The sequence below is a fragment of the Paraburkholderia diazotrophica genome (genome assembly GCF_038900755.1).
GTDB lineage: Bacteria > Pseudomonadota > Gammaproteobacteria > Burkholderiales > Burkholderiaceae > Paraburkholderia > Paraburkholderia diazotrophica_A.
Genome location: NZ_JBBPEN010000003.1, coordinates 455388 through 476119, shown reverse-complemented (window position 1 = coordinate 476119; position 20732 = coordinate 455388). Strand labels below are relative to the sequence as shown.

The 20732-nt window shown below is 63.9% G+C and carries 20 protein-coding genes and 1 pseudogene; 9 read left to right on the top strand and 12 right to left on the bottom strand.

From position 1 onward, the window contains the following. The first annotated feature begins 436 nt into the window (after window positions 1–436). A complete protein-coding gene (locus AABE10_RS12130) occupies window positions 437–661 on the top strand; it encodes a thiamine pyrophosphate-binding protein (RefSeq protein WP_342933483.1) in 225 nt (74 codons plus the stop codon). A gap of 93 nt (window positions 662–754) precedes the next feature. Next, window positions 755–811: pseudogene (locus AABE10_RS12125) on the top strand (hypothetical protein); the annotation flags it as partial. Here the strand turns inward: AABE10_RS12125 and AABE10_RS12120 are convergent. Next, complete coding sequence (locus AABE10_RS12120; RefSeq protein WP_342933852.1) at window positions 785–1009, bottom strand: sigma factor; 225 nt, start codon at window positions 1007–1009, stop codon at window positions 785–787. The pseudogene AABE10_RS12125 and the gene AABE10_RS12120 sit on opposite strands and share 27 nt — an antisense overlap. 86 nt (window positions 1010–1095) lie before the next feature. Continuing rightward, window positions 1096–1920, bottom strand: coding sequence for a helix-turn-helix transcriptional regulator (locus AABE10_RS12115; RefSeq protein ID WP_342933482.1), 825 nt, complete (start codon window positions 1918–1920; stop codon window positions 1096–1098). Window positions 1921–2017: 97 nt separating this feature from the next. Here AABE10_RS12115 and AABE10_RS12110 point away from each other — a divergent pair, with 97 nt between their 5' ends. Beyond that, a complete protein-coding gene (locus AABE10_RS12110; protein ID WP_342933481.1) occupies window positions 2018–2905 on the top strand; it encodes an SDR family oxidoreductase in 888 nt (295 codons plus the stop codon). Window positions 2906–3152: 247 nt separating this feature from the next. Here AABE10_RS12110 and AABE10_RS12105 read toward each other — a convergent pair whose 3' ends face one another. The 8 genes from AABE10_RS12105 to AABE10_RS12070 form a co-directional block, all read right to left on the bottom strand. After that, complete coding sequence (locus AABE10_RS12105; protein ID WP_342933480.1) at window positions 3153–4358, bottom strand: porin; 1206 nt, start codon at window positions 4356–4358, stop codon at window positions 3153–3155. Window positions 4359–4521: 163 nt separating this feature from the next. Beyond that, window positions 4522–5472 (bottom strand): DUF979 domain-containing protein, encoded by a 951-nt coding sequence (locus AABE10_RS12100; RefSeq protein ID WP_342933851.1) that lies wholly within the window; start codon window positions 5470–5472, stop codon window positions 4522–4524. Between the two features lies 1 nt (window position 5473). Next, window positions 5474–6241, bottom strand: coding sequence for a DUF969 domain-containing protein (locus AABE10_RS12095; protein WP_342933479.1), 768 nt, complete (start codon window positions 6239–6241; stop codon window positions 5474–5476). 106 nt (window positions 6242–6347) lie between these two features. Beyond that, window positions 6348–7796, bottom strand: coding sequence for an NAD(P)/FAD-dependent oxidoreductase (locus AABE10_RS12090; RefSeq protein WP_342933478.1), 1449 nt, complete (start codon window positions 7794–7796; stop codon window positions 6348–6350). After that, window positions 7786–8130 (bottom strand): (2Fe-2S)-binding protein, encoded by a 345-nt coding sequence (locus AABE10_RS12085; RefSeq protein ID WP_342933477.1) that lies wholly within the window; start codon window positions 8128–8130, stop codon window positions 7786–7788. Before AABE10_RS12085 ends, AABE10_RS12090 begins: the two co-directional genes overlap by 11 nt. Further along, window positions 8117–9256, bottom strand: coding sequence for an FAD-dependent oxidoreductase (locus AABE10_RS12080; protein WP_342933476.1), 1140 nt, complete (start codon window positions 9254–9256; stop codon window positions 8117–8119). Before AABE10_RS12080 ends, AABE10_RS12085 begins: the two co-directional genes overlap by 14 nt. Further along, window positions 9253–10983, bottom strand: coding sequence for a hydantoinase B/oxoprolinase family protein (locus AABE10_RS12075; RefSeq protein ID WP_342933475.1), 1731 nt, complete (start codon window positions 10981–10983; stop codon window positions 9253–9255). The genes AABE10_RS12080 and AABE10_RS12075 overlap by 4 nt, the downstream gene beginning before the upstream one ends. A gap of 36 nt (window positions 10984–11019) precedes the next feature. Further along, window positions 11020–13062, bottom strand: coding sequence for a hydantoinase/oxoprolinase family protein (locus AABE10_RS12070; protein WP_342933474.1), 2043 nt, complete (start codon window positions 13060–13062; stop codon window positions 11020–11022). A gap of 169 nt (window positions 13063–13231) precedes the next feature. Here AABE10_RS12070 and AABE10_RS12065 point away from each other — a divergent pair, with 169 nt between their 5' ends. Continuing rightward, a complete protein-coding gene (locus tag AABE10_RS12065) occupies window positions 13232–14146 on the top strand; it encodes a LysR family transcriptional regulator (protein ID WP_342933473.1) in 915 nt (304 codons plus the stop codon). Window positions 14147–14661: 515 nt separating this feature from the next. Here the strand turns inward: AABE10_RS12065 and AABE10_RS12060 are convergent. After that, window positions 14662–15498: an oxidoreductase gene (locus tag AABE10_RS12060; protein WP_342933472.1), complete on the bottom strand. Its 837-nt coding sequence runs from the start codon at window positions 15496–15498 to the stop codon at window positions 14662–14664. 94 nt (window positions 15499–15592) lie between these two features. Between AABE10_RS12060 and AABE10_RS12055 the strand changes: the two genes are divergently transcribed. Further along, window positions 15593–16564, top strand: a complete 972-nt coding sequence (locus tag AABE10_RS12055) for an AraC family transcriptional regulator (protein ID WP_342933471.1) — start codon at window positions 15593–15595, stop codon at window positions 16562–16564. A gap of 17 nt (window positions 16565–16581) precedes the next feature. Continuing rightward, window positions 16582–16914 carry a hypothetical protein gene (locus tag AABE10_RS12050; protein ID WP_342933470.1) on the top strand — a complete coding sequence of 111 codons (333 nt, stop codon included), beginning with the start codon at window positions 16582–16584 and terminating at the stop codon, window positions 16912–16914. Between the two features lie 863 nt (window positions 16915–17777). Here the strand turns inward: AABE10_RS12050 and AABE10_RS12045 are convergent. Next, window positions 17778–18962, bottom strand: coding sequence for a hypothetical protein (locus tag AABE10_RS12045; protein WP_342933469.1), 1185 nt, complete (start codon window positions 18960–18962; stop codon window positions 17778–17780). Between the two features lie 66 nt (window positions 18963–19028). On the opposite strand from AABE10_RS12045, the gene tnpB reads away from it, so the two are divergent. The 3 genes from tnpB to phaP all read left to right on the top strand — a co-directional run bounded on the left by tnpB (window position 19029) and on the right by phaP (window position 20547). Beyond that, a complete protein-coding gene (gene tnpB / locus AABE10_RS12040) occupies window positions 19029–19289 on the top strand; it encodes an IS66 family insertion sequence element accessory protein TnpB (RefSeq protein ID WP_342933468.1) in 261 nt (86 codons plus the stop codon). Window positions 19290–19385: 96 nt separating this feature from the next. Continuing rightward, on the top strand, window positions 19386–19607 hold the full coding sequence (locus tag AABE10_RS12035; RefSeq protein ID WP_342933467.1) for a hypothetical protein: 222 nt from the start codon (window positions 19386–19388) through the stop codon (window positions 19605–19607). 430 nt (window positions 19608–20037) lie between these two features. Continuing rightward, window positions 20038–20547, top strand: a complete 510-nt coding sequence (gene phaP, locus AABE10_RS12030) for a TIGR01841 family phasin (RefSeq protein ID WP_342933466.1) — start codon at window positions 20038–20040, stop codon at window positions 20545–20547. Window positions 20548–20732 lie beyond the last annotated feature (185 nt).

The following is a 20732-nucleotide window of genomic DNA, read 5'->3' as shown; positions in this document are numbered from 1 at the left end:
GTAGCAAAGGCACTCACCTGGCGCGCGGCGGTTCGAGCATCGCGCGCCCAACGGGCTGCGCGCGCCCGTCGACATGCTGTACCTGATAGCTGTACGGCCAGCCATAGAAGCAGCCTTCATGCACCGAGGTCAGATAATCGGGGACCAGGTCCGGACCGATTTCATCGCGTTCGCTTCACCGGATTAAAAACCGGTTGAAAAATTTTCATTGGATGCAGGCTTGCGCCATCTGCTCGCGATGCTGCCTTTCGTGACCGTCTCATAGCAATGAAACAGCGAACGAGGCCCGTGCGCTTTCGCGGGCGTCCGGAATACGCCTTGCTGCCCGCCAGGAACCCCGCATTGAAGTGCGCGCTCGAACCCGGCCGCTGCCGCAAGAACGCCGTCCCCGGTTTTCTTTCGCAACAACGACGTTGGTATTGCGAAGGAGCGGCAGATGTCGGACACCGACACCGTGTCCGACCATATCGTCCGGATACTGCTCGACTGGGGCGTCGACACAGTCTTCGGCCTGCCGGGAGACGGGATCAATGGACTGGTCGAGGCATTCAGAAAAGCCTCGGGGCAAATCCGCTACGTGCACTTTCGCCACGAAGAAACTGGCGCGTTGGCCGCCTGCGCGTATGCGAAGTTTACGGGCCGGCTCGGCGTCTGCTTTTAGACGGCGGCTCCCCGCGCCGTTCATCTGCTCAACGGTCTCTATGACGCGAAGATCGACGGTGCACCTGTGCTCGCGCTCCCGTTCAGTGGCACGATGTGCTCGAGGATGGCGGCCGTGCCCTACTCAATCGGCGCATCGATCGCCTATCCGGGCAGACAGGTCGTCGCCTTCACTGGCGACGGCCGCGACCAGTTCTTCGAATACGTCCTGAAGGATGTCCTCGGCTTCGTCCTGATCGATGACGCGTCGACGGATGAAATCGCGCAGTCTCGGACGCTCGCGGGCGACCGCGTCGGCGATTTCGCGATCGTGCGCGGCCAGCGGACTCGAAGTGTCTGGCGGTTCCATACCCGTGATGACGATCAGGGACGGAAAATATTGTGGCGGGAGTGACCGGGTCGCGAAATTCTGTTTAGCGTGCGCGTTCGGTCAGTTCATTCCGCTTGCGCGGCGAGCACCTTGATGCGCGCAGCGATCTCATCGTCAAGCGGGTTGTAGATGATCATGCCCAGGTCCGGGCGTCCATCGACGGAAAAAGCCGAATATTCGAGCGTGATCGGCCCCAGTTTCGGATGCAGGAGGCTCTTGACGCCATCGCCGTGACTATGCACGTCGTTGTCGCGCCATAGTGCGTCGAATTCAGCGCTCACGCTGCGCAACTCATCGACGAGCGCGCCCGCCTGCGATAAAAGACCGGCGCGCGCCACATCCGCCCTGAATGCGCCGACCACGAAACGCGCGACGCTGTCCCAGTCGTGCTGCTTCGCGCGCACGGCGGGATCGCAGAACAGGAAGCGCAGGATATTGCGCTGATCGGGCGGGAGCATGCTGTAGTCGGTGAGCACGACGGCAGCGGCGCGATTCCACGCGACGACGTCCCATATGGGACTCTTGATGATTGCGGGGCTGCCCTGCAGCGAATCGAGCAAACGCTGCAGCCTGGGATGAATGCCATCGAAAGATCGGTAGCGCACTTCCGGCGGCCTGCCGAGCCCGAGCATGAAGAGGTGCTCGCGTTCCGTGTCTGTCAGCATCAGCGCGCCCGAAATGCGTTCGAGCACGTCCGCCGAAGGCGCACCACCGCGCCCCTGCTCCAGCCACGCATACCACGTCGGACTGATATTCGCGCGTTGCGCCACTTCTTCGCGGCGCAGTCCTGGCGTGCGCCGGCGTCCCGAATATCCGAAGCTTGCAGGGTCGAGCCGCGTGCGGCGACTTCGCAGGAAGTCGCCGAGCGATTTAGGCGTAGTGACCGACATGATTTCCTGTTAGTCGCTTTACTATGATGACGTCACTACTTTAGCGGGATAGAAAATTGCCGGATAGTGGACGGGTCATGACCAAGGAGATCTGACGATGCGAATCTTTCTGACGGGCGCGACCGGCTTTATCGGTTCCGCGCTCGTACCCGAGCTTATCCAGGCCGGTCATGTCGTGATCGGGATGACCCGTTCCGAGGCGGGCGAACAAGCGCTCAAGGATGCCGGCGCCGAAGCCCATTACGGCACACTGGAAGACCTCGAAAGCCTCAAGCGTGGGGCCGCTCAAGCGGATGCCGTGATCCACGCCGCCTTCGACCATGACTTTTCGAAATTCGTCGAGAACTGCGAGAAAGACAAGCGTGCCATTGCCGCGCTCGGTTCCGTGCTCGCCGGTTCCGATCGGCCTCTCGTCATCACGTCCGGCACGGGAGTCGGCAGTGGCGAACACGGCGAGCCGGCGAGCGAAGACGTTTTCAACACGAAGCATCCCAATCCGCGCATCGGCTCCGAAGCGGCAGGAAATGCACTGCTGGAAGCCGGAGTCAACGTATGCGTGATGCGGCTGCCGCAAGTGCATAACCCGTTCAAGCAGGGCCTCATCACGCCGCTCATCGCCATCGCGCGCGAAAAAGGTGTCGTGGCGTATGTCGGAGACGGACGCAATCGTTGGCCGGCGGGACATCTGTCCGATGTCGTGCGGCTCTATCGGCTCGCCGTCGAGAAGGGCGAAAGGGGCGCGCGTTATCACGCCGTCGGCGAGGAAGGCATCAGCAGCCGCGAAATTTCCGAGGCGCTCGGACGAGGCATGAAGCTGCCTGTCGTGTCGCTCGCTCAGGAAGAAGCGCAAGCGCATTTCGGCTGGATGGCGATGTTCGTCGGGCTTGATATGCCCGCGTCCAGCACACTGACACAGAGACGTCTCGATTGGCGCCCCACCGGTCCGACGCTCATCGCCGACCTCGAAGAGGCTCGTTACGTGTAGCGTGTCTTGCGTCATGACCGACGGAAAGGTCCGTTCGGCGACAGCGAGACGGCGTCCATTGCGGCACTGGCTGGGGGCTGGGCCTTTCTACATTGGCATTGTGCGCCCCCCCTGAAATTTGCCTTGTGTTGCGACAGGCGGAAGGTGCCCTCGCCGCGGCGATGCCGCCAGCGCGGCCTTTCTGACATGCAGCGCCAGCGGCTGCGCGTGCGTGGCCGGAGAGCGACACGCACGCGCGATTCCGACGTCAGAAGCGATGGCGCATGCCGATCCGCACCACGCCCTGACGATCCGAATCCGACGGTGTGATCGTATAGATCGCGGCATGCGCGTCGCCGCCCGTCGAGTCCGTGCCCGATGCGTGCTGGTACATGCCCATCACGTAGACATCAGTACGCTTGGACAGCGAATAGTCGGCGCCGATCGACACCTGATGATAGGTCGCGCCGCCGACCTTCCCACGCGCCGAGCTGATGCTGCTGCCCTTCATGTAGTCGTACGCGACGCCAAGCAACAGCGCCGAACTCACGCGATATTCGCCGTTGATTTCCGCGTTGTTGTAGTGCATGTTGCCCCGGAAGCCCTGCGGATTCGGACCCGACGTCGTATCGCCCAATCCCTTGAACGCGGTGTTCGAATACGTGACGCCGATGTGGGCCGCGCCGAACTGGAATCCGCCGCCCGCCGTGATCGATTGATACGTCGAGGCCGATGCAAAGCCCGATATCGACGGTGCCGTGCCGAGATTCGAGCCCGGCACGCCGTTAGTCGTCGCGGCGACCGTGCCCGTCGCGCCGAAGTACGAGACGTTCGGATTATGCGCATTCAGATACGCCGCGCCGAGCGCGAACGGACCATACGTGTAGCCGCCGCCGACGCTGTAAATCTGGTTGCGGCCCACGGAACCCGCCACACCACCCAACGAATACAACGCGCTGAATACGAATCCGCCGAACGACGGGCTCTTGTACTTCACCGAATTGTTGATCCGATACGAGTTGTTAAGGTTGTCGAGATCGGCGGGATGCGTCCCGAATGCGCCGCTCCAGCGCGTCGCGGACACCAGCGGCCCGACGAAGTCGACACGAGAATCGTACTGACGTCCGAGCGTCACCGTGCCGAGCCGCGCGCCCGACAGCCCGACCCACGCCTGCCGCCCAAACTCCAGGCCGCCCTGGCCGAGCTTGCCCGTCGACGCATCGAAGCCGTTCTCGAGCACGAAGACCGCCTTGAGTCCGCCGCCCAGATCTTCGGTGCCGCGCAGACCCCAACGGCTGCCCTGGATCACGCCGCTCGTGTTGCTGAACACCTTGCCGCCGCCGCTGTTGCTGATGTAGTTCAGCCCTTCGTCGATGATGCCGTACATCGTGACACTGCTCTGTGCGTGCGCGACGCCCGAGCCGGCAAGCATGAACGTCAATGCGAGAGACTGCGCATACAAATGCTTTTTCATCAGTAGACCCCGAACAGTAGTGTTGTGTGAACGTCAAAAAAAACGCGCGACAAAGCCCGCCACGAGACGGCGAGCCGTCCGTGCGACTGGTTCGATGAACGCGGGAATTGAAGCGGGCTAACCAGGCAGGCTAATTAGCCGGATCAGGCAGGGACAACGCGAGTTACATCAGCAGGTAAAGCAGGACTGCATTGGCGAGCAGCAGCGGAAACGCCGTCATCGCCTGCACGCGGATCACGCCGTAGCGGTCCGGCAATTCGAGCAGCGCCGCGGGCACGATGTTGAAATGCGCGGCCATCGGTGTGACGAGCGTGCCGCAGTAGCCGGAGAACATGCCGATCGCCGCGATCACAGCAGGATTGCCGTGGTACGTGTGGATCAGCACCGGCAGCCCCACGGCCATCATCGCCACCGGGAAGGCCGCGAACGCGCCGCCCATGATGGCCGTCATGATCGCTGCGCCGAACGTGTAGACGATCACCGCGACCAGCTTGAAGTCGGTGTTGACGTACGTGTGCGTGAGCCACGCCGCAGCGTCACCGACACCCGCGCGGCCGAACATCAGCCCGAGCACCGCGAGCATCTGCGGCAACAACAGCGCCCAGCCGAGCGATTCCGTCAGATGCCGCGATTGCCGCATCGATTCGACGGGCGTGCCGCCCGTAATCCGGCAGGCGACCAGCACCGCGACGATCACGCTCAGGCCCAATGCCGCAAGCGTCGGGTTCGACTGATCGAACAGGAACAGGCCGCCGGGCTTGAGCTTCGGCAACGCGACCGAGCCGATCAACGTGCCGATCGGCACAAGCAGCGCAGGCACGAACAGCCAGTTGCCGAGGCGCTTCACGCTCGCGTTGCGCTCGGCTTCGGGCAGCGGCGAGAGCTTGCCGCGTCCGAGTCCGCCGAAGCCCGCGATCAGCGCGGCCACGACGACCGCCGCGCCCACGACGGGTGGCGGCAGGCGATCGCTGAACAGGAACAGTGCGGAAAAAATCAGCCAGAACGCCCCGCTGCCGAGTCGCCGGTTATGCGTGCGGTCGAGCAGGATCAGCACACCCGTGATCGCGAGAATGACGCCCGCAAGCCAGTAGAAGTATTCCGTGCGCAGGATCATCTCAGTGTCCATTCGATTCGGTAGTCGTGGTGGGGACGGGCGCGCTGCGGCGCACCGCGGCGGACAGCGTCGTGGATGCGTTCGGCGCGACCGCACGGGCGATGTATCCATCCAGCCGGTACAGCCGCACCGAGTGGATCAGAAACGCCGCGAGCGCGGTCGGGACGCCCCAGAACGCGATCGCGACAGGCGACACGTCGACCTTCATCTCCGTGAGCAGCGTGTGCATCAGCATGATTCCGCCGAACGCGACGAAGATGTCTTCGCCGTAGAACAGGCCGACGTTGTCGGTGGCGGCGGCGAACGCGCGGATGCGGTTGCGGAGTTCGTCGGAAAGCGGACCGTGACGGTTCACCGCCGCGCCTTCCGCCATCGGCGCGATCAGCGGACGGACCATCTGCGCGTGCCCGCCGAGGCTCACCAGCCCGAGCGCCGCCGACAGCTCACGCACCGCGAGGTAGCAGATCAGCAGACGGCCTGCCGTCGCGGCCCGCACGTTCGAAATCCAGTTCTGCGCCTGTTCGCGCAGCCCGTATCGTTCGAGCAGACCGATGACCGCGAGCGGCAGGATGATGATCAGCGGGAGATTGCGCGTCTTGACGAAGCCGTTGCCGATCTGCGTGAGAATCGCGACGACGGGCATCGACGCGAGCACTCCCGTCACGACCGTCGCGCCCACGACGACGAGCATCGGATTGATGCGCAACGCAAATCCGATCACGATGACGGCCACCCCCACCAACGGCCACAAATTCACTGCTGCGTGCATCTGCACCTCCAGAACGAGTTCACTTCGAGACGACCAGCTTGATGAGATCAGGCGCCGTTGAAACGGGCGCCCGGATAAAACAGACAACGAAAGGACAACGCGAAACTCAGGCGGTGACGATCGACTTCTCGCCCTCCTCCGTCGCGGGCAGCGCCGCGATTTCCGCGAGCGTCAGCGGCTTGGTCGGGAAACGCAGCGTGTAGTAGCCGAGTTCGCGCATCGGCGTGCCCGTTTCCCGCGACAACAGCTCGCAGACGGTCAGCCCGCACATGCGTCCCTGACACGGACCCATCCCGCAGCGCAGGAACGCCTTTAACTGGTTCGGACCGCTACAGCCGATCCGCGCTGCCTCGACGACCTGCCGCGCCGTCACTTCTTCGCACCGGCACACGAGCGTTTCGCCGCTCGGGATACGCATCGCGTCGGCGGGCCGGTACAGCGTCTCGAAGAACGCGCGGCCTCGCAACGCGCGCGCGATGCGCCCGCGCACGTTGCCGGCGGCTGCATCGCGCGAAGCCGTATTCGACACACCGGCGAGATGCGCGATCTGCAATGCCGCCAGCTCGCCCTGCGCCTCGGCAGCGCGCGCGCCGCCGATACCGCTGCCGTCCCCCGCGACGAACACGCCAGGCTGCGATGAATGCAGCCATGCATCGAGCTTCGGTTGCCAGCAGCATTGCGCGTCGTTCCATTCGTGCTCGCAGCCAAGCGCGTTCGACAGATTCACGTTCGGCACCACGCCCTGATGAATCAGCAGCGTATCGACGGACACGCAGCCGCACGTGCCGTCGTCGAGCATGTATTCGACAGCGTTGACCGTCTCGACGCCCGTCGCGCGAAACGTCGCCACGTTGCCGATCACCTTGATGCGGCGCTTCACTTCGAGCAGCAGTGACACGCCCTTCTTCAGATAGTCGCTGCGCAAAAAATCGAACAGATGCTTCATCGCCGCGCGGCGCTGCTCACGCGGCGTCGTGTCGAGCAGCGCATCGATCCGGCCGCCCGCGCGCAGCACCTGCGCGGCGTAGAGCCACAGCAGCGGCCCGCAGCCCGCGAGCACGGTCGCGCCTTGCGGCACCGCGCCCGTCGTCTTCAGCAGCACCTGCGCGGCGCCGACCGTCATCACGCCCGGCAGCGTCCAGCCTGGCACAGGCACCGGCCGTTCCTGCGCGCCCGTCGCGAGCACGACATATGCCGCTGACAACAAACGCGACTTGGCCCCCGCCGACACCGCCATGCGCCAGTTCTCGCCGACGCGGTCGATCTGCCACACCGTCGTCTGCGCGAGATGCTCGGCCTTGCTCGCGACAAGGCGCTCGAGCAGCGTTTCGCCATGCCAGTAATCGTCGCCGAGAATCTCGCGCGACGGCAGCGGACTCGCGCCAACTGCGCGATAGATCTGCCCGCCGGGCGCAGTCTGCTCGTCGATCACCGCGACGCGCAGGCCCTTTTCCGCGAGCCGCGACGCGGCGCTCATGCCGGCCGGACCCGCACCGACGACGAGTGCGTCGTAATGCGCGTCGACGTGCATGCCGATGTGCGCTTCAGTCTTCATGCGCGACCTCCGTATCCGCATCGCCATCAACCGACAGCAGCCGCTCGCCGTGCTGAACCCGGACCTGCATGCCGTCGCGCACAGGCACAAGACAGCCTTGCTGATCCTGCTTCCCGTCGATCTCGACGAGACACTCGAAGCACACGCCCATCAGGCAATACGGCGCACGCGCGCTGCCGCTCACGGGCGTCGTGCGGCACGCTCCGCCGTTTGCGGCGACGAGCGCCTGCGCGACGGTCTGTCCTTCGAATGCGCTGACCGTTGTGTTTTCAAATATGAAGGTCACCGTTCGACGCTCACGCGGAACCACGGCCTTCGCACTAATGCGGAACATAGCTGACTCCTTCTGCGAAGCGCGCGGGCGAGAACGGCTCCATGCGCGCATCGAGTTCGCCCGACGCGAGTTGCGGCGCGAGATCGAGCGCATGCGCGCCCGCCAGCGTCACGCCGCTGTGGCACGTCGCCGCGAACGCGCCGGGATATTGCGCGGACTGCGCGTAGATCGGGAAACCATCCGGCGACAGAATCCGCAGTGCGCCCCACATGCGCACCGCGCGCGCTTCGGCGAGCGCCGGAAACGTCTTCACCGCGCGACGCGCGAGCGCGCCGAGCACGCCCATGTCGGTGCTCTTGTCGAAACCGGCTTCGACCTTCGCCTCGGCGATCATCACCGTGCCTTCGCCCGTCTGACGCAGCGTGAGGATCGGATGGCGCAGGAACGGCTTCATCCGTTCGAGCACGATGATCTCGCCGCGCTGCGGACGCACGGGCACGTTCAGCCCGACCATCGGCGCGAGCCGCGCGTTGGCGAGTCCCGCTGCAACAATCACGCGATCGCATGTGTAGCGCTTGCCCGCCGCGTGAATCGCGAAACCGCTCGCAAGCGGCTCGATGCGATCCACCGCGTGATGCGGCCGGTAGGCCACGCGCTTTTGCGCGAACGCCGTGTGCAATGCACGCAGCAGACGCAGCGGATTCGCGTGGCCGTCGTACTGCGTGTAGCTCGCGCCGACCACCTCCGGCCCGACGCCCGGATACATCGACTTCAGTTCGGCTCGATCGAGCAGGCGCCACGGATACTTCGGAAAACCCGGCTGCGCATGCAGCTTTTCGAGGAACGTCTTGCGGCGCGCCCATTCGTCGTCGGACAGCAGGATATGCAGGCCGCCCGGCTGCGCAAGTTGCGGATCGACGCCCGTCGTTTCGATCAGCTCGGCGGCGAGTTGCGGCCACAGCGTCGCCGAACGCAGCGTCCACGCGGCGTACTCCGGCATGCCGAGTCCCTTGCTCTGCACCCACACGAGCCCGAAGTTCGCGCGCGAAGCGCGAAACGCGAGATCGCCCTCGTCGAACACGGCGACTTCCTCGTCCTGCCGCGCGAGCCCGTAAGCGATCGCCGAGCCGACGAGCCCGCCGCCGATCACGGCAAAGCGCGTGTGAGCCGTCTGCTGCGTGCTCACCGCGCCTCCTGCGCCGCACGCGTGAATGCGTACGCCTGCTGGGCCGCTGCCGCCGATACCTTGCCGTCGCGCAGATCGCGTTCGATGGCGGCGCGCGGACGTTCGAGCGGCGCGCCGTAGCCGCCGCCGCCCGAGGTTTCGAGGCGCACGCTCTCGCCGTCGGCGAGCGCGATGTTGGCCGTCTTCGACGACAGTTCCGTGCTGCTGCCGCCCGCTTCCTTCACGAGCCGCGCGCGTCGTCCGTCGAGGCCGCCCGCGACGCCCGCCGCGACGCCCGTCACGTGACTGTCCGAGCGCGCGGAAAACACGATGCCGTCGCCCAGCGCCGAAATCTGCTTCGCGATGGCGAGGCCGCCGCGCGTGCGGCCCGCGCCGCCCGAATCGGCGATCAGTGCGTACTCATCGACGCGCAGCGGATATTCGTTCTCCAGCGCTTCGACGGGCAGATTCGACGTGTTCGTCATATGCACGTGCACCGCGTCCATGCCGTCGACTTCGTAGCGCGCGCCGCTGCCGCCGCCGAGCGTCTCCAGATACACGAACGAACCGGGACGCGAACGCAGCGGACCCGAAAACACGATCGCGGGACAGCAGTCGTTCGACGATGCCATGATCCGTTCGTCGGGCAGCACGCCGCGGAACGCGCCGAAGATCGCGCCGGCCACTTTCTGCGCGGTGATCGAGCGCGCGCCGACCGCCGCAGGCGGCGCCGGATTGGTGATCGTGCCGATCGGCGCGTGGATCGTGATCGGTTCGAAAAGGCCCGCGTTGGCAGGTAGCTCGGGATCGAGCAGCGCCTTCACCGCGTAGTAGACGCATGCCTTGAGCGCGTTGTACGGCAGGTTCATCGCGCCGCGCGCCTGCTTGCCCGAGCCGGTGAAATCGAAATGCAGCGTGCCCGCCTTCACTTCGATGCCGACCACGATGGCGACCGGCTCGCCGCCGCCGAGTCCGTCGTCGTCGAGAAAGCTCTCGAAGCGATACACGCCTTGCTGCAATTCGGCGATGCGATTGCGCAGCCGACGGCGCGTGTAGCCGATCACGTCGTCGACGGAACGGCGCACTGCGTCGAGGCCCGTTTGCGCGATCAGTTGCTCGACGGCCTGCGCGCCGCGCGCGTTGGTCGCGATCTGCACGCGCAGATCGAGCGCGCGCTCTTCTGGGTCGCGCGTGTTGTTGCACAGCAGACGCAGCATGTCTTCGTCGAGCGCGCCGCCACGCGAAATGCGCACAACGGGAATGCGGATGCCTTCTTCGAAGATCGAGCGCAGACCGCCCGCGATCGAACCCGGCACCGCGCCGCCGACGTCCGCGTGATGGCCGACGTTCGCCGCGAAAAACACGAGTTCGCCGCCGGAAAACACCGGCGTGACGATGTTGATGTCGGGCAGATGGCTGCCGTTGGACAGATACGGATCGTTGCAGATGAACACGTCGCCGGGCGCGATCGCATCGCCGGGATACTGCGCGAGCACCGATTCGATGGCACCGTTCAGCGAGCCGAGATGCAGCGGAATCTGCGTGCCCTGCACGACGAGACGGCCGCGCGCATCGAACAACGCAACCGAGCAGTCCTTGCGTTCCTTGATGTTGGTCGAGAACGACGAGCGCACCAGCGTGTTGTTCATGTCTTCGCTGATCGACAGCAGCCGGTTCGCGAACACTTCCATTTCGATGGGATCGGCGAGCGCATCGTCGGCTGCGGCTGCATGAGAGGTGGCGTTCATGGTTGTTCCTCGTATTCGTTGACTGTTCGGGCCTGTTCAGGCGACGCGCACGATCAGATTGCCGTAGGCATCGACGCGCAGTGAGTGCGTCGGCGCGAGCACGGTCGTCGAACTCATTTCCTCGACGACGGCGGGGCCCGGCAACGTCACGCCGGCCGCGAGCCGCTCGCGGTCGTAGACGGGCGTCGTCAGCCAGCCGTGCTGCTTGCCGTGATAGACGCGGCGCTCGCCGTCGCGCGCGACGGATGCGTCGGCGCCTTCGGCTGCGGGCGACAGCGGCGCCTTTGGCACCGCGCCCACGGCCTTCAACCGGCAGTTGATGATTTCGATTGCGCGATCCGGCACGTCGTAGCCGTATTCGCGTGTGTGCGCATCGCGGAAGCCCGCTTCGAACGCGGCGTAGTCGCCCGCGTCGGCGGAAGGCATCCCCACCTGCACTTCGAAATTCTGGCCGACGTAGCGCGCGTCGATCGCCATCACGTAGCTGCGCTGCGGCTGCTGCACGCCTTCCTGTTCGAGCCACGCGTCGGCCTGTTCGCGCAAGAGCGCGAACGCATCGACGATCGCGGGCCAGCCCGCTTCGTCGATCAGCGAAATCTGGCTCTTCACGAAATCGAACGACACGTCCGACAGCAGAATGCCGCGCGCGCACATCGTCCCCGGCTCCTGCGGCACGATCACGGTCGAGATGCCGCATTCCTGCGCCACTTCCAGCGCATGCAGCGGACCCGCGCCGCCGAATGCGTACAGCGCGAATTCGCCGAGGTCGTAGCCGCGTTCCGTCGACACCGAACGGATTGCGCGGGCCATGTTCGCGTTGGCGATGCGGATGATGCCTTCCGCCGCGTCCTCGAGGGGCAGGTTCAGCGGCGCGGCGACGCGCTCGACGATCACGCGCCGGGCGCCTTCGGCATCGACAGGCATGCGGCCCTTGAGCAGCGCGACGGGATTCAGGCGTTGCAGCGCGACTTCAGCATCGGTGATGGTCGGCTGCTCGCCGCCGCGCGTGTACGCGACGGGGCCCGGCACCGCGCCCGCGCTATGCGGCCCGACCTTCAGCGAACCGGCGTCGTCGATCGTCGCGATACTGCCGCCGCCCGCGCCGATCACGTGGATATCGACCATCGGCGTCTTGACAGGATAACCGGCGACCGCGCGCGTCGACGTGAAAAGCGGCGCGCCGTCGTGAATCAGCGAGACGTCGGTGCTGGTGCCGCCGACGTCGAACGTGACGAGATTGCGAAAACCGATCGTGCGCCCAACGGCCGCCGCGCCGACCACCCCCGCAGCCGGACCCGACAGACACGTGCGCACGGGAAACTGCCGCACGGTTTCGATCGACATCAGGCCGCCGTTCGAATGCACGGTCGACGGCGCGCGGGCCACGCCCAGCGCGCTCACACGGCGCAGGAAGCGTTCGAGATAAAGCGCCATCTTCGGGCCCACGGTCGCGTTGAGCGCGGTCGTCGACAACCGCTCGTACTCGCGGAATTCGGGCAGCACGTCGCTCGACACGCTGATGTACGCCTCCGGAAACTCCTCGGCGACGATCTCGCGCGCGCGGCGCTCGTGCATCGGATTGCGGTACGCGTGCAGGAAGCAGATGGTCACGGCCTTGACGTCGGCATCGCGCAGACGGCGTGCGGCGGCGCGCACGGCATCTTCGTCGAGCGGCACCAGTACGTTGCCTTGCGCGTCCAGCCGCCCCGCCACTTCGATGCGGTGTTCGCGCGCGACCAGTGCGGGCGCCTTGCCGACGCTGTAGTCATAGAGATGTGGACGCGTCTGGCGGCCGATTTCGAGCACGTCGCGAAAGCCCGCCGTCGTGATGAGGCCCGTCAGCGCACCTTTGCGCTCGATGATCAGGTTGGTCGCGACGGTCGTGCCGTGGCCGATGTGCGAGACATCGGCGGCAGAGAGGCCGCGCATCGTCAGCAGTCCCTCGATGCCGTTGCCGATTGCCTCCGAAGGGTCGGATGGCGTCGACGGAACCTTGTGGAAGAAGGTGTCTCCGTTGCGCTCGTCGGTGATCACAAAGTCGGTGAACGTGCCGCCGACGTCAATGCCGATTCGATACATGGTTTTTGATGCCCTTGCCGTGGAGTGATCCGTTCATGCGTCAGGGACGTCACAACCTGGCGATTACGCTAAGCTGTCACACCGCTGAAACGATGAAACGATGGTAAGGCGCGGCACTTCTGAGCATCAGTGACGCCATAAATACCGGTATCGACGGCATTTGTAGACAATGGAAAAAATTCCCGACCTCAATCTTCTGCTTCACCTCGACGCGCTGGTGCGCTGCGCCAATGTTTCGCGGGCGGCCGAGCACCTGGGCATCACGCAATCGGCGATGAGCGCGGCGTTGTCGCGCCTGCGCCGCGTGTTCAACGATCCGTTGCTGATCCGGGAAGGCAACAGCGCCGTGCTGACCGAACGCGCGATGGCGCTCGCCGCGCAGTTCCGGCCGTTGCTCGAACAGTGGCTTGACGTGACGCTCGATCGCGGTCACTTCGATCCCGCGCAGTCGCGGCGCATTTTCACGTTGTACGCGAGCGATTACGTCCAGTTCGCGCTGCTTCCCGCGCTCGCCGCGCCGCTCGCCGGCGACGCACCGAACATCGCCCTGAGCGTGGTGCCCGCAAAGCCACATCACGGGCTTGCGATGCTGGAATCGAATCACGTCGAATTCGTCGCGGGCTATTACCCGACGCCGGGCAGCACGCTGCGCATGCGTCCGCTGTTCGACGATCCCGTGGTGTGCATCGTGCGTGAAGGGCACGCGTCGCTCGACAACGACTGGAACCTGGACGCATGGCTGCATTACGACCATATCGATCTGGCCGCGCACACGCGAAACGCCGGGGAACTGCTCGATCGTCGGCTGGAACAGATGGGCAAGCAGCGCCGCCTGCGCGTCACCATGTCGAGCTATCTCGCCGCGCCTGCCGTGGTGGCCCAGTCGGACCTGGTCGCGAACCTGCCAAAGACCGTTGCACAGCAGTTTGCTGGACGGGGCTTCGTGATCCGCCCTGTACCCATCGCGGTGCCGCCCATCCAGATCTCGCTGTACTGGCACGAGCGCTACCAGAGCGATGCCGGTCACGCATGGTTTCGTCAATACGTAACACGGCAGACGCGACAGATGACGACAGAGACCTAGTTGGGTGCGCTCTGGCTACAGTGCGGATGATTACAATCCACCCATTGCCTGGGTGCAGGTGGCCATAGCCACTCGGTTTTCCATCCTTTGCGGGAGCAAGGCGGGGACAGCGTTTCCGTCTTGGTCACGCGGATTGATACCGTCAGCAATACCTGCAATTCCGGGCGAAGGTCGTCAACTTTGCGGACACTGCATCGGATAATCAACCTGCGCTTCCGTCGAAACATCGCAAACACGAAGCACTCGACGATGGGTTCCGGCGAGGCAGAGCGTGCGGAAGTGCGATGCTACGCCCCCCGATGCCGCTGGCGGGTAAGGCACGCACGGGCCGACTGGACGAATTGAAAGCCCTGAAACTTTTGCAGCAGATGGTCCTTTTGTAAGTCGATGGCGACGTCGATCGACCGATCCGCCGTCAGCGCCGGGTCGTCTGGGCTTTCACGCCGGGTGAGCATCGCATCGTTCGCACCCGACGCCGCGGGATACGGTTCCCGATAGATTCTCCGCTTCGGCGGTCATTCGCCGTCCGTCGAAACGGTGGTAGCCTCCCACGCATTGATTTCTGCGTTCAATGCCGACAACTTGTCTCGAACAAACCCTAGCGCATCGCTACCGAGCAAGAGATGCGCGGGTGGATGATCCGCTGCAATGGCGGCCAGCATTGCGCGCGCCGCTTTGCTGGGATCGCCCAATTGCTTGCCGCTTTTTTCCTCGCGGGCCTGGCGGACGGGATTGAAAACGTCGTCGTAATCCGAAATCGAGCGGGGGGTCCGCGTCATCGAGCGACCTGCCCAATCGGTGCGAAATGAGCCGGGCGCCACGGCCGTCACGGCAATGCCGAAGGGCTTGACCTCTTTGCCGAGCGCCTCGGAGATGCCCTCCAATGCAAACTTGCTCCCGCAGTAATAAGCAATTCCCGGCATCGTGATGTAGCCGCCCATCGACGTGATATTCAGAATGTGGCCGCGGCGGCGCTCACGCATGAACGGCAGCAGTGCCTTCATCATCGCGACCGCGCCAAATACATTCACATCGAACTGCCGGCGCATTTCCGACAGCGGCGATTCCTCCATGATGCCCTCGTGGCCGTAACCGGCATTGTTGACCAGCACATCGATTGGCGCCACGTCAGCCTCGATTTCCGCCACGACGCCGTCGATCGCGTCGAAGTCGGTCACGTCCAGCACACGTCCCCAAGCGGCATTTGCGGATAAGGACTCGAAGTCACGCTTTGCCTGGGCACTCCTTACCGTGCCGACGACCTTGTGACCCGCCGCCAGCGCTTCCAGCGCGAGCGCGCGGCCAAAGCCGCTGCTAACGCCCGTGATGAGCAGAGTTTTGCCGGATGCCATTGAAGCTTCTCCCGAATGTCGATTGGAGAGTGCATGCTAATCTGACGGCCGAGCTAAATTAAGCCGAGTTCCGCTGACTTTCTTGCATAAAACTATGAACGCGATAAGCGCCTCGACCGAGCATCCAGTTTTATCCTCTCGAAGCCAGAAACGCATGGTTGCCCTGCTACACGCGTTGGCGCCCGACGAGGGCTACAACCTCACGGCACTGCCGGGCGTCCGCATCTTGCGGTCGAACCGGGCGCTATCGCGCACGCCCGTTCTGTACGACCCAGGCATCGTGATTGTCTGCCAGGGCCGCAAACGCGGTTATTTCGGCGACAAGCTCTACCTATACGACGAGCATCACTACCTGGCCGTGTCCGTGCCTGTGCCGTTCAGCATGGAGACTGACGCAACGGCGGAGCGCCCGCTGCTCGCGCTGTATCTGCACCTCGATTTTGCATTGGCCGCCGAACTTGCGGAGCGGATCGACCGCGAAGGCGTGGACGCGCGCATACCCGCCCCCCAGAGCATGATGTCGACGCCGATGGATCACGCGATGCAAGGGTCCGTGCTGCGCTTCCTGGAGGCGATGCATCGGCCACTCGAAGCTGCCGTGTTGGGTGCGGGGCTGCTACGTGAACTGTATTTCCGGGTGCTCACGGGAGCCCAAGGAAGCTCGTTGCGCGAGACTTTGGCGATGCGAGGACAGTTCGGCCAGATAGGCCGCTCGCTGCGCCTGATTCATGCAAGCTATGCGCAACCCCTCGACGTCAGGCAACTGGCCGACGAAGCGGGTATGAGCATTCCGAGTTTCCACAGCCACTTCAAGGCCATTACGCAGGTGTCGCCAATGCAATACGTGAAGTCGACGCGTCTCCATCAGGCTCGCCTGTTAATGGTTCGCGACGAGCTGACTGCGGAGGCGGCGGGACATGCTGTGGGTTATGCGAGCCCGTCCCAGTTCAGCAGGGAATTCAGGCGCCTGTTTGGCTTGACGCCGGCCGCAGAGGCCAGGCGCATGCGCGAGAGCTTCGCGATCCCGGCAGCATTCGCTGATACGACGTATGTCTCGTCGCACTGAATCTGGCGCGGTTCGGTTTGATCGTAGATCAGCGATCGGACATCCACGAATGTTTGCTGAGCGGTGATTTGTCTCACGGTTGCTCGTTGTACTTGCGTTCAGCGCGCATCGCCGCGCAATTCAGGCACACCTCTTCCGAGGCGTCCACGAAGCAGTGTACGCAGCGTCACGCCATCGGCGTAATCAACCTTCGCAACGATCGCCTCGATATCCAAGGTGGGTTGTCCGAATCAGTGAAGCGCACGCTCGACGCGCAAATCCTGGAAGTACGACAGTGGCGATTTGCCAAGCACCGACTCGATACGACGCTGCAGGGTTCGCTTGTTCGTCGACAGAGCGTCGGCCGCTGATTCCAGCGAAAAGCGTTGTCCCGGCCGCGAACGGCGCAACGCTCAAACCGTTCGACAAGTGCCCATTTACAGCCGAGTCGGTTGCTGCCAGCCCACGTACCGCCGAACGCGCCGGACTGCCGTCTATCGGTAACATGATCGGGTCGCATCGGCGACACACTTTTGATATGCCTCATGGCAATCCTGGGTGCATCTTCTCTGCTGTTCGGCCACGCTATTGGCATCGTTCGTCCGACCGGAAGATGTGCATTGGCATCGCGCTAATGCGGAATTACAGACGCTGACCTGAACGGACACACAGCGTTGGTCAACCTCGGCACGCGCATCGGAAGACGACACCGCCAGGATAAAAATCAGCAAACTGACCGCGAGAATCCTCACGTTCGTCTCCTGCCAAAAGTTCGATCGCCCTGTTCAAGCGTCTGAGCTGGATACAGCCCATGCGTCGCTTCACCATTTCCCCAAGCCGCCAGTACGGACATCTCTTTGGCACTCACGTCGCGATGCCTGGCACGCCCTCGTCCCGCGCGCGGTGATGACCTCCGGGATGTCGCTCTCCTGGTGGCTTTGTCGCGGGCCGCATGCGCTTGTGCTGACATTCTCGCCCGGCCCATCGCCCTCTCGATTTCGCACTGGTCGAGAACTGCACCACGGCCGAACGCACGGCAAACCGACGGCTGACTCGTTGGGTGTGCCCCGTCGGTTAAAGCGCCGCGCTTTTGGGACGCGTTACCAACGGACCTGTTTAAGGCCATACGGAAAATTCCATGCGAGAACGCTTGTCTGCGCATCTCTCTGCCAACCCCAACACGCCATCAGCCTGCGTGCGATCAGCGATCATCTCAGCATGACGGCAAGCAGCTTCAGTGACCCGTAACGCGTTCCCAACCGTGCCGCACGGCAGCCTTGAATCGTTCCCAGCCACTTTCCGGATAACGCGACTCCCAATGCTCGCGAGCGCTGGGCTCGACCTGTTGCCAGTCCTGCATCCGATATCGCTCGTCCTGCCCGAGCGTGGCGCCATGCGTGTAGGCGCGCCGATATTCGTCATATGAGCCACCGGTGTTCGCGTAGTGAGCGTCGTAGTCCTTGCGAAATTCGTCTTCGTCGGGCTCATCGTCCAACGGAGTGCCCATCACAGGATCGCCCACGAGGCCTGTCCCCGACGTCTGCTGCGCTTTTGCACCAGCCGAGCCCGCGCTGGAATCGGATGAAGCCGCTGCCGCGCGGGATTTGAGATCCGCATCCACACCTGCCGATGTACGTGCGAACCCGACGTCGGGTACACCCGATAACTGCTGCCTTTGCTCCATAGACGGCCCGGATCTTTGCTCCTCGGTGTGCGTTGTTATCTGTTGCATCCCGCCGACCATATCCGGTTCGGCCGATGGCGACGCAGTGCGCAGCGTTTCGGTCCCGGCGGCGGCCGCATCGCTGGCAGATTCCGTCGGCAATGCCGAAGCCGGCGATGTGTCGCGCGAGGTGACGGGCTTTTCCATTTCGTCAAACGAAGGCGCCGCGCCCGCGCCGCGTCCGCTGCTTGACATCGCGTCGTCCTGTCGCCTCGTTGCCGACTCGTACTGGCTCGATGAATCGCGGGCCGCCGGGCTATCGGGAGGTGGCGCGTGTTCCGACATGCTCGTATCCGCGGAAGCATTTCGCCACGCATCGGCGCGCTCCCCGATGTCGGTTGCGCCCGCGCGGCGCATCGTCTCGCGCGCCAGATCGACCTGCATTTCGTCAACATCGGCGCTGACAACCGTTCCGCCGCGGCGGATGAATTCCCTGTAATCCTCCGTTTCCGGCGGATACTCGCCCCGCCTGAAGAGCCTTGCGAACAGTTGCTCGAGTTGATCAAAGACCGGCTTGTGATACCGCACTTCGCCACAGCCGGGCGCGTAGACGCGCGGCCCTTTTTCGACTGGGGCATCGGCCGACATCGAGTACATAGCGATATCAGCCTGCGGCACGCCCGCTTCGCCTAGCGCCCGTTGCGCCGAACACGCGTCCGCATAGCTGTCGTACGCGCCCAAAATGATCTTTCTCATGACGGTCTCCCTTCTCAATCGCCGTGCAGCAACTTCGCGACCATACAGACGACACGCGCAACACATATGCCCGCTCCGGCCGAGGCACAATTGCGAGACGGCGCGCTGCGGCCGTCTCACGGCGCGATGCGTCAACTGGATGATGCGCTGAAGGTCTACGCGCATCGCGACGCTGCCGATTTCCGCAAGCGCATCAACGGTCTTGCAGCCATCGTCAAGCAGTCGATGAAGCTCCATCCGTTTGTGCGGACGGTGTACGTGTTTAGCAATCAGCGGCACGACCGCATCACTGTCGCGCTTCTTCGAGTACGCCTGTCTCCGCCTTGAGGCGCTGTATCACGCCAGTGGGGAATGCCGGCGCGGCGGGTAGCAGTCACCTATGAGCAGTACAATTTTGAGTCGGGAGACAGGAGGGTTACTGCCATGAACGCGGTCCAGGACTACCGGGATTGGAAGCTGGACATCGAGCCGGTTGCCGCTGCGGGGGTGTACACGGCCAAGGCCACGATCTCACGAACGAGCACGGATGCGGACGACGGATACTTCAGCTACACGTTCAGGAATCTCGGCGTCTCGGACACACCCGAGGGCGCGATCCGCTGGGCTGCTGAGTGGCTGCGTGCGTGGATAGACGACAACGCGTGAGCCGATACACGGTGGAGCACGACGGGTCGGCAAGATGCGCTGTTCAACGGTCGTCGTCACTCAAGGAACGAGGATGAATATCGTTGCGGCGACGGTCATGCGACCGTTGCGTTCACCCGGTGTTTCGAGTCTGTGCGGTTCGTCGCACGCGAGGACAGCGCGATTTCGTCGCTGAACTGCGACATCGCGCGGCAATCCATACGTCGCCACAATGCGACGACGGGCGAAACCGCGTTCGTCGGACGTCTTTCCATACCGCTCATGCCGGGCGCCCTGTCCCGAAGCGAAACGCGGTTCGTCGGCACATCCAGGGCATTTGCCGGCGTGCGAATGATTCGAGCGCTCGGGAATGGTGATTGCGCGGCAGCCTGCTCATGTTGCGAGGTGTTTGTCGCGTGGTACGTCCCATTAATCCATTGAGGAATCGATCATGGCAACCGAACGACTTATCGCTATTCCGGATACCGGATTCAAAGCAGCGGCTGAGCGTGCTGCGTCGGCTCGACGGGAAGACGCAGACGCAGTGGTCAACGTGTGTGTTGGCACCGCGGAGCGGCTCTTCGAGCTCAACCGCAAGGCGATCCAGACATCAATCGAAGAACAGCGTGCCGTTTCCCTCAAGGCTGCGGAAGAAGTCTCGCCTCTGGCTGCGTGGCGGCTCCATGCGAGCTATGTCCTGGCAGGGACGGCGAAAGTCGTCGCCTACTGGCGTCACGCCAGCGAGATCATCCTGGATGGATATGCGGACGCGGTCAGCGAAGCAGAGAATCGTCTGAATCGAGGTTTCTTGACAATGACGGGTGCGCTGGACGACGTAACGACTGGCGTCGGGTCCCCGATGCTGACGGGCGGCCCGGCGCTCGCTACCGCCAGCATGAAAGAACCTGCGGAGATGACTGAACGCGAGGCCAAGGGAAAATCCTCCGCGGGATTGAAATAATGCTGAAAGGGCGGGCGTTTGCGCAACGTCGACGATGCTCGCCTTTGCGTCCAGCAGGCAGATGCCCCGGATGACGGGCTGGTCATCGTTCGTACCGGAAGCTTCGCGCCAAAAAGGCCCGCGCCAGCTCATAAAAAACCTTGCGCCGGCGTAGATTACTCAGCCACCGGGGCCCCGGCTCGTAC

What these genes read in the sequence shown, in the direction of transcription:
- AABE10_RS12035 (WP_342933467.1), top strand. Translation starts at nt 19,386, where the DNA reads ATGAACGCGGTCCAGGACTACCGGGATTGGAAGCTGGACATCGAGCCG.
- AABE10_RS12060 (WP_342933472.1), bottom strand. Translation starts at nt 15,498, where the DNA reads ATGGCATCCGGCAAAACTCTGCTCATCACGGGCGTTAGCAGCGGCTTT.
- AABE10_RS12115 (WP_342933482.1), bottom strand. Translation starts at nt 1,920, where the DNA reads ATGTCGGTCACTACGCCTAAATCGCTCGGCGACTTCCTGCGAAGTCGC.
- AABE10_RS12045 (WP_342933469.1), bottom strand. Translation starts at nt 18,962, where the DNA reads ATGAGAAAGATCATTTTGGGCGCGTACGACAGCTATGCGGACGCGTGT.
- AABE10_RS12085 (WP_342933477.1), bottom strand. Translation starts at nt 8,130, where the DNA reads ATGTTCCGCATTAGTGCGAAGGCCGTGGTTCCGCGTGAGCGTCGAACG.
- tnpB (WP_342933468.1), top strand. Translation starts at nt 19,029, where the DNA reads ATGCCCGCTCCGGCCGAGGCACAATTGCGAGACGGCGCGCTGCGGCCG.
- AABE10_RS12130 (WP_342933483.1), top strand. Translation starts at nt 437, where the DNA reads ATGTCGGACACCGACACCGTGTCCGACCATATCGTCCGGATACTGCTC.
- AABE10_RS12065 (WP_342933473.1), top strand. Translation starts at nt 13,232, where the DNA reads ATGGAAAAAATTCCCGACCTCAATCTTCTGCTTCACCTCGACGCGCTG.
- AABE10_RS12090 (WP_342933478.1), bottom strand. Translation starts at nt 7,796, where the DNA reads ATGAAGACTGAAGCGCACATCGGCATGCACGTCGACGCGCATTACGAC.
- AABE10_RS12070 (WP_342933474.1), bottom strand. Translation starts at nt 13,062, where the DNA reads ATGTATCGAATCGGCATTGACGTCGGCGGCACGTTCACCGACTTTGTG.
- AABE10_RS12075 (WP_342933475.1), bottom strand. Translation starts at nt 10,983, where the DNA reads ATGAACGCCACCTCTCATGCAGCCGCAGCCGACGATGCGCTCGCCGAT.
- AABE10_RS12095 (WP_342933479.1), bottom strand. Translation starts at nt 6,241, where the DNA reads ATGCACGCAGCAGTGAATTTGTGGCCGTTGGTGGGGGTGGCCGTCATC.
- AABE10_RS12055 (WP_342933471.1), top strand. Translation starts at nt 15,593, where the DNA reads ATGAACGCGATAAGCGCCTCGACCGAGCATCCAGTTTTATCCTCTCGA.
- phaP (WP_342933466.1), top strand. Translation starts at nt 20,038, where the DNA reads ATGGCAACCGAACGACTTATCGCTATTCCGGATACCGGATTCAAAGCA.
- AABE10_RS12100 (WP_342933851.1), bottom strand. Translation starts at nt 5,472, where the DNA reads ATGATCCTGCGCACGGAATACTTCTACTGGCTTGCGGGCGTCATTCTC.
- AABE10_RS12110 (WP_342933481.1), top strand. Translation starts at nt 2,018, where the DNA reads ATGCGAATCTTTCTGACGGGCGCGACCGGCTTTATCGGTTCCGCGCTC.
- AABE10_RS12105 (WP_342933480.1), bottom strand. Translation starts at nt 4,358, where the DNA reads ATGAAAAAGCATTTGTATGCGCAGTCTCTCGCATTGACGTTCATGCTT.
- AABE10_RS12120 (WP_342933852.1), bottom strand. Translation starts at nt 1,009, where the DNA reads ATGGAACCGCCAGACACTTCGAGTCCGCTGGCCGCGCACGATCGCGAA.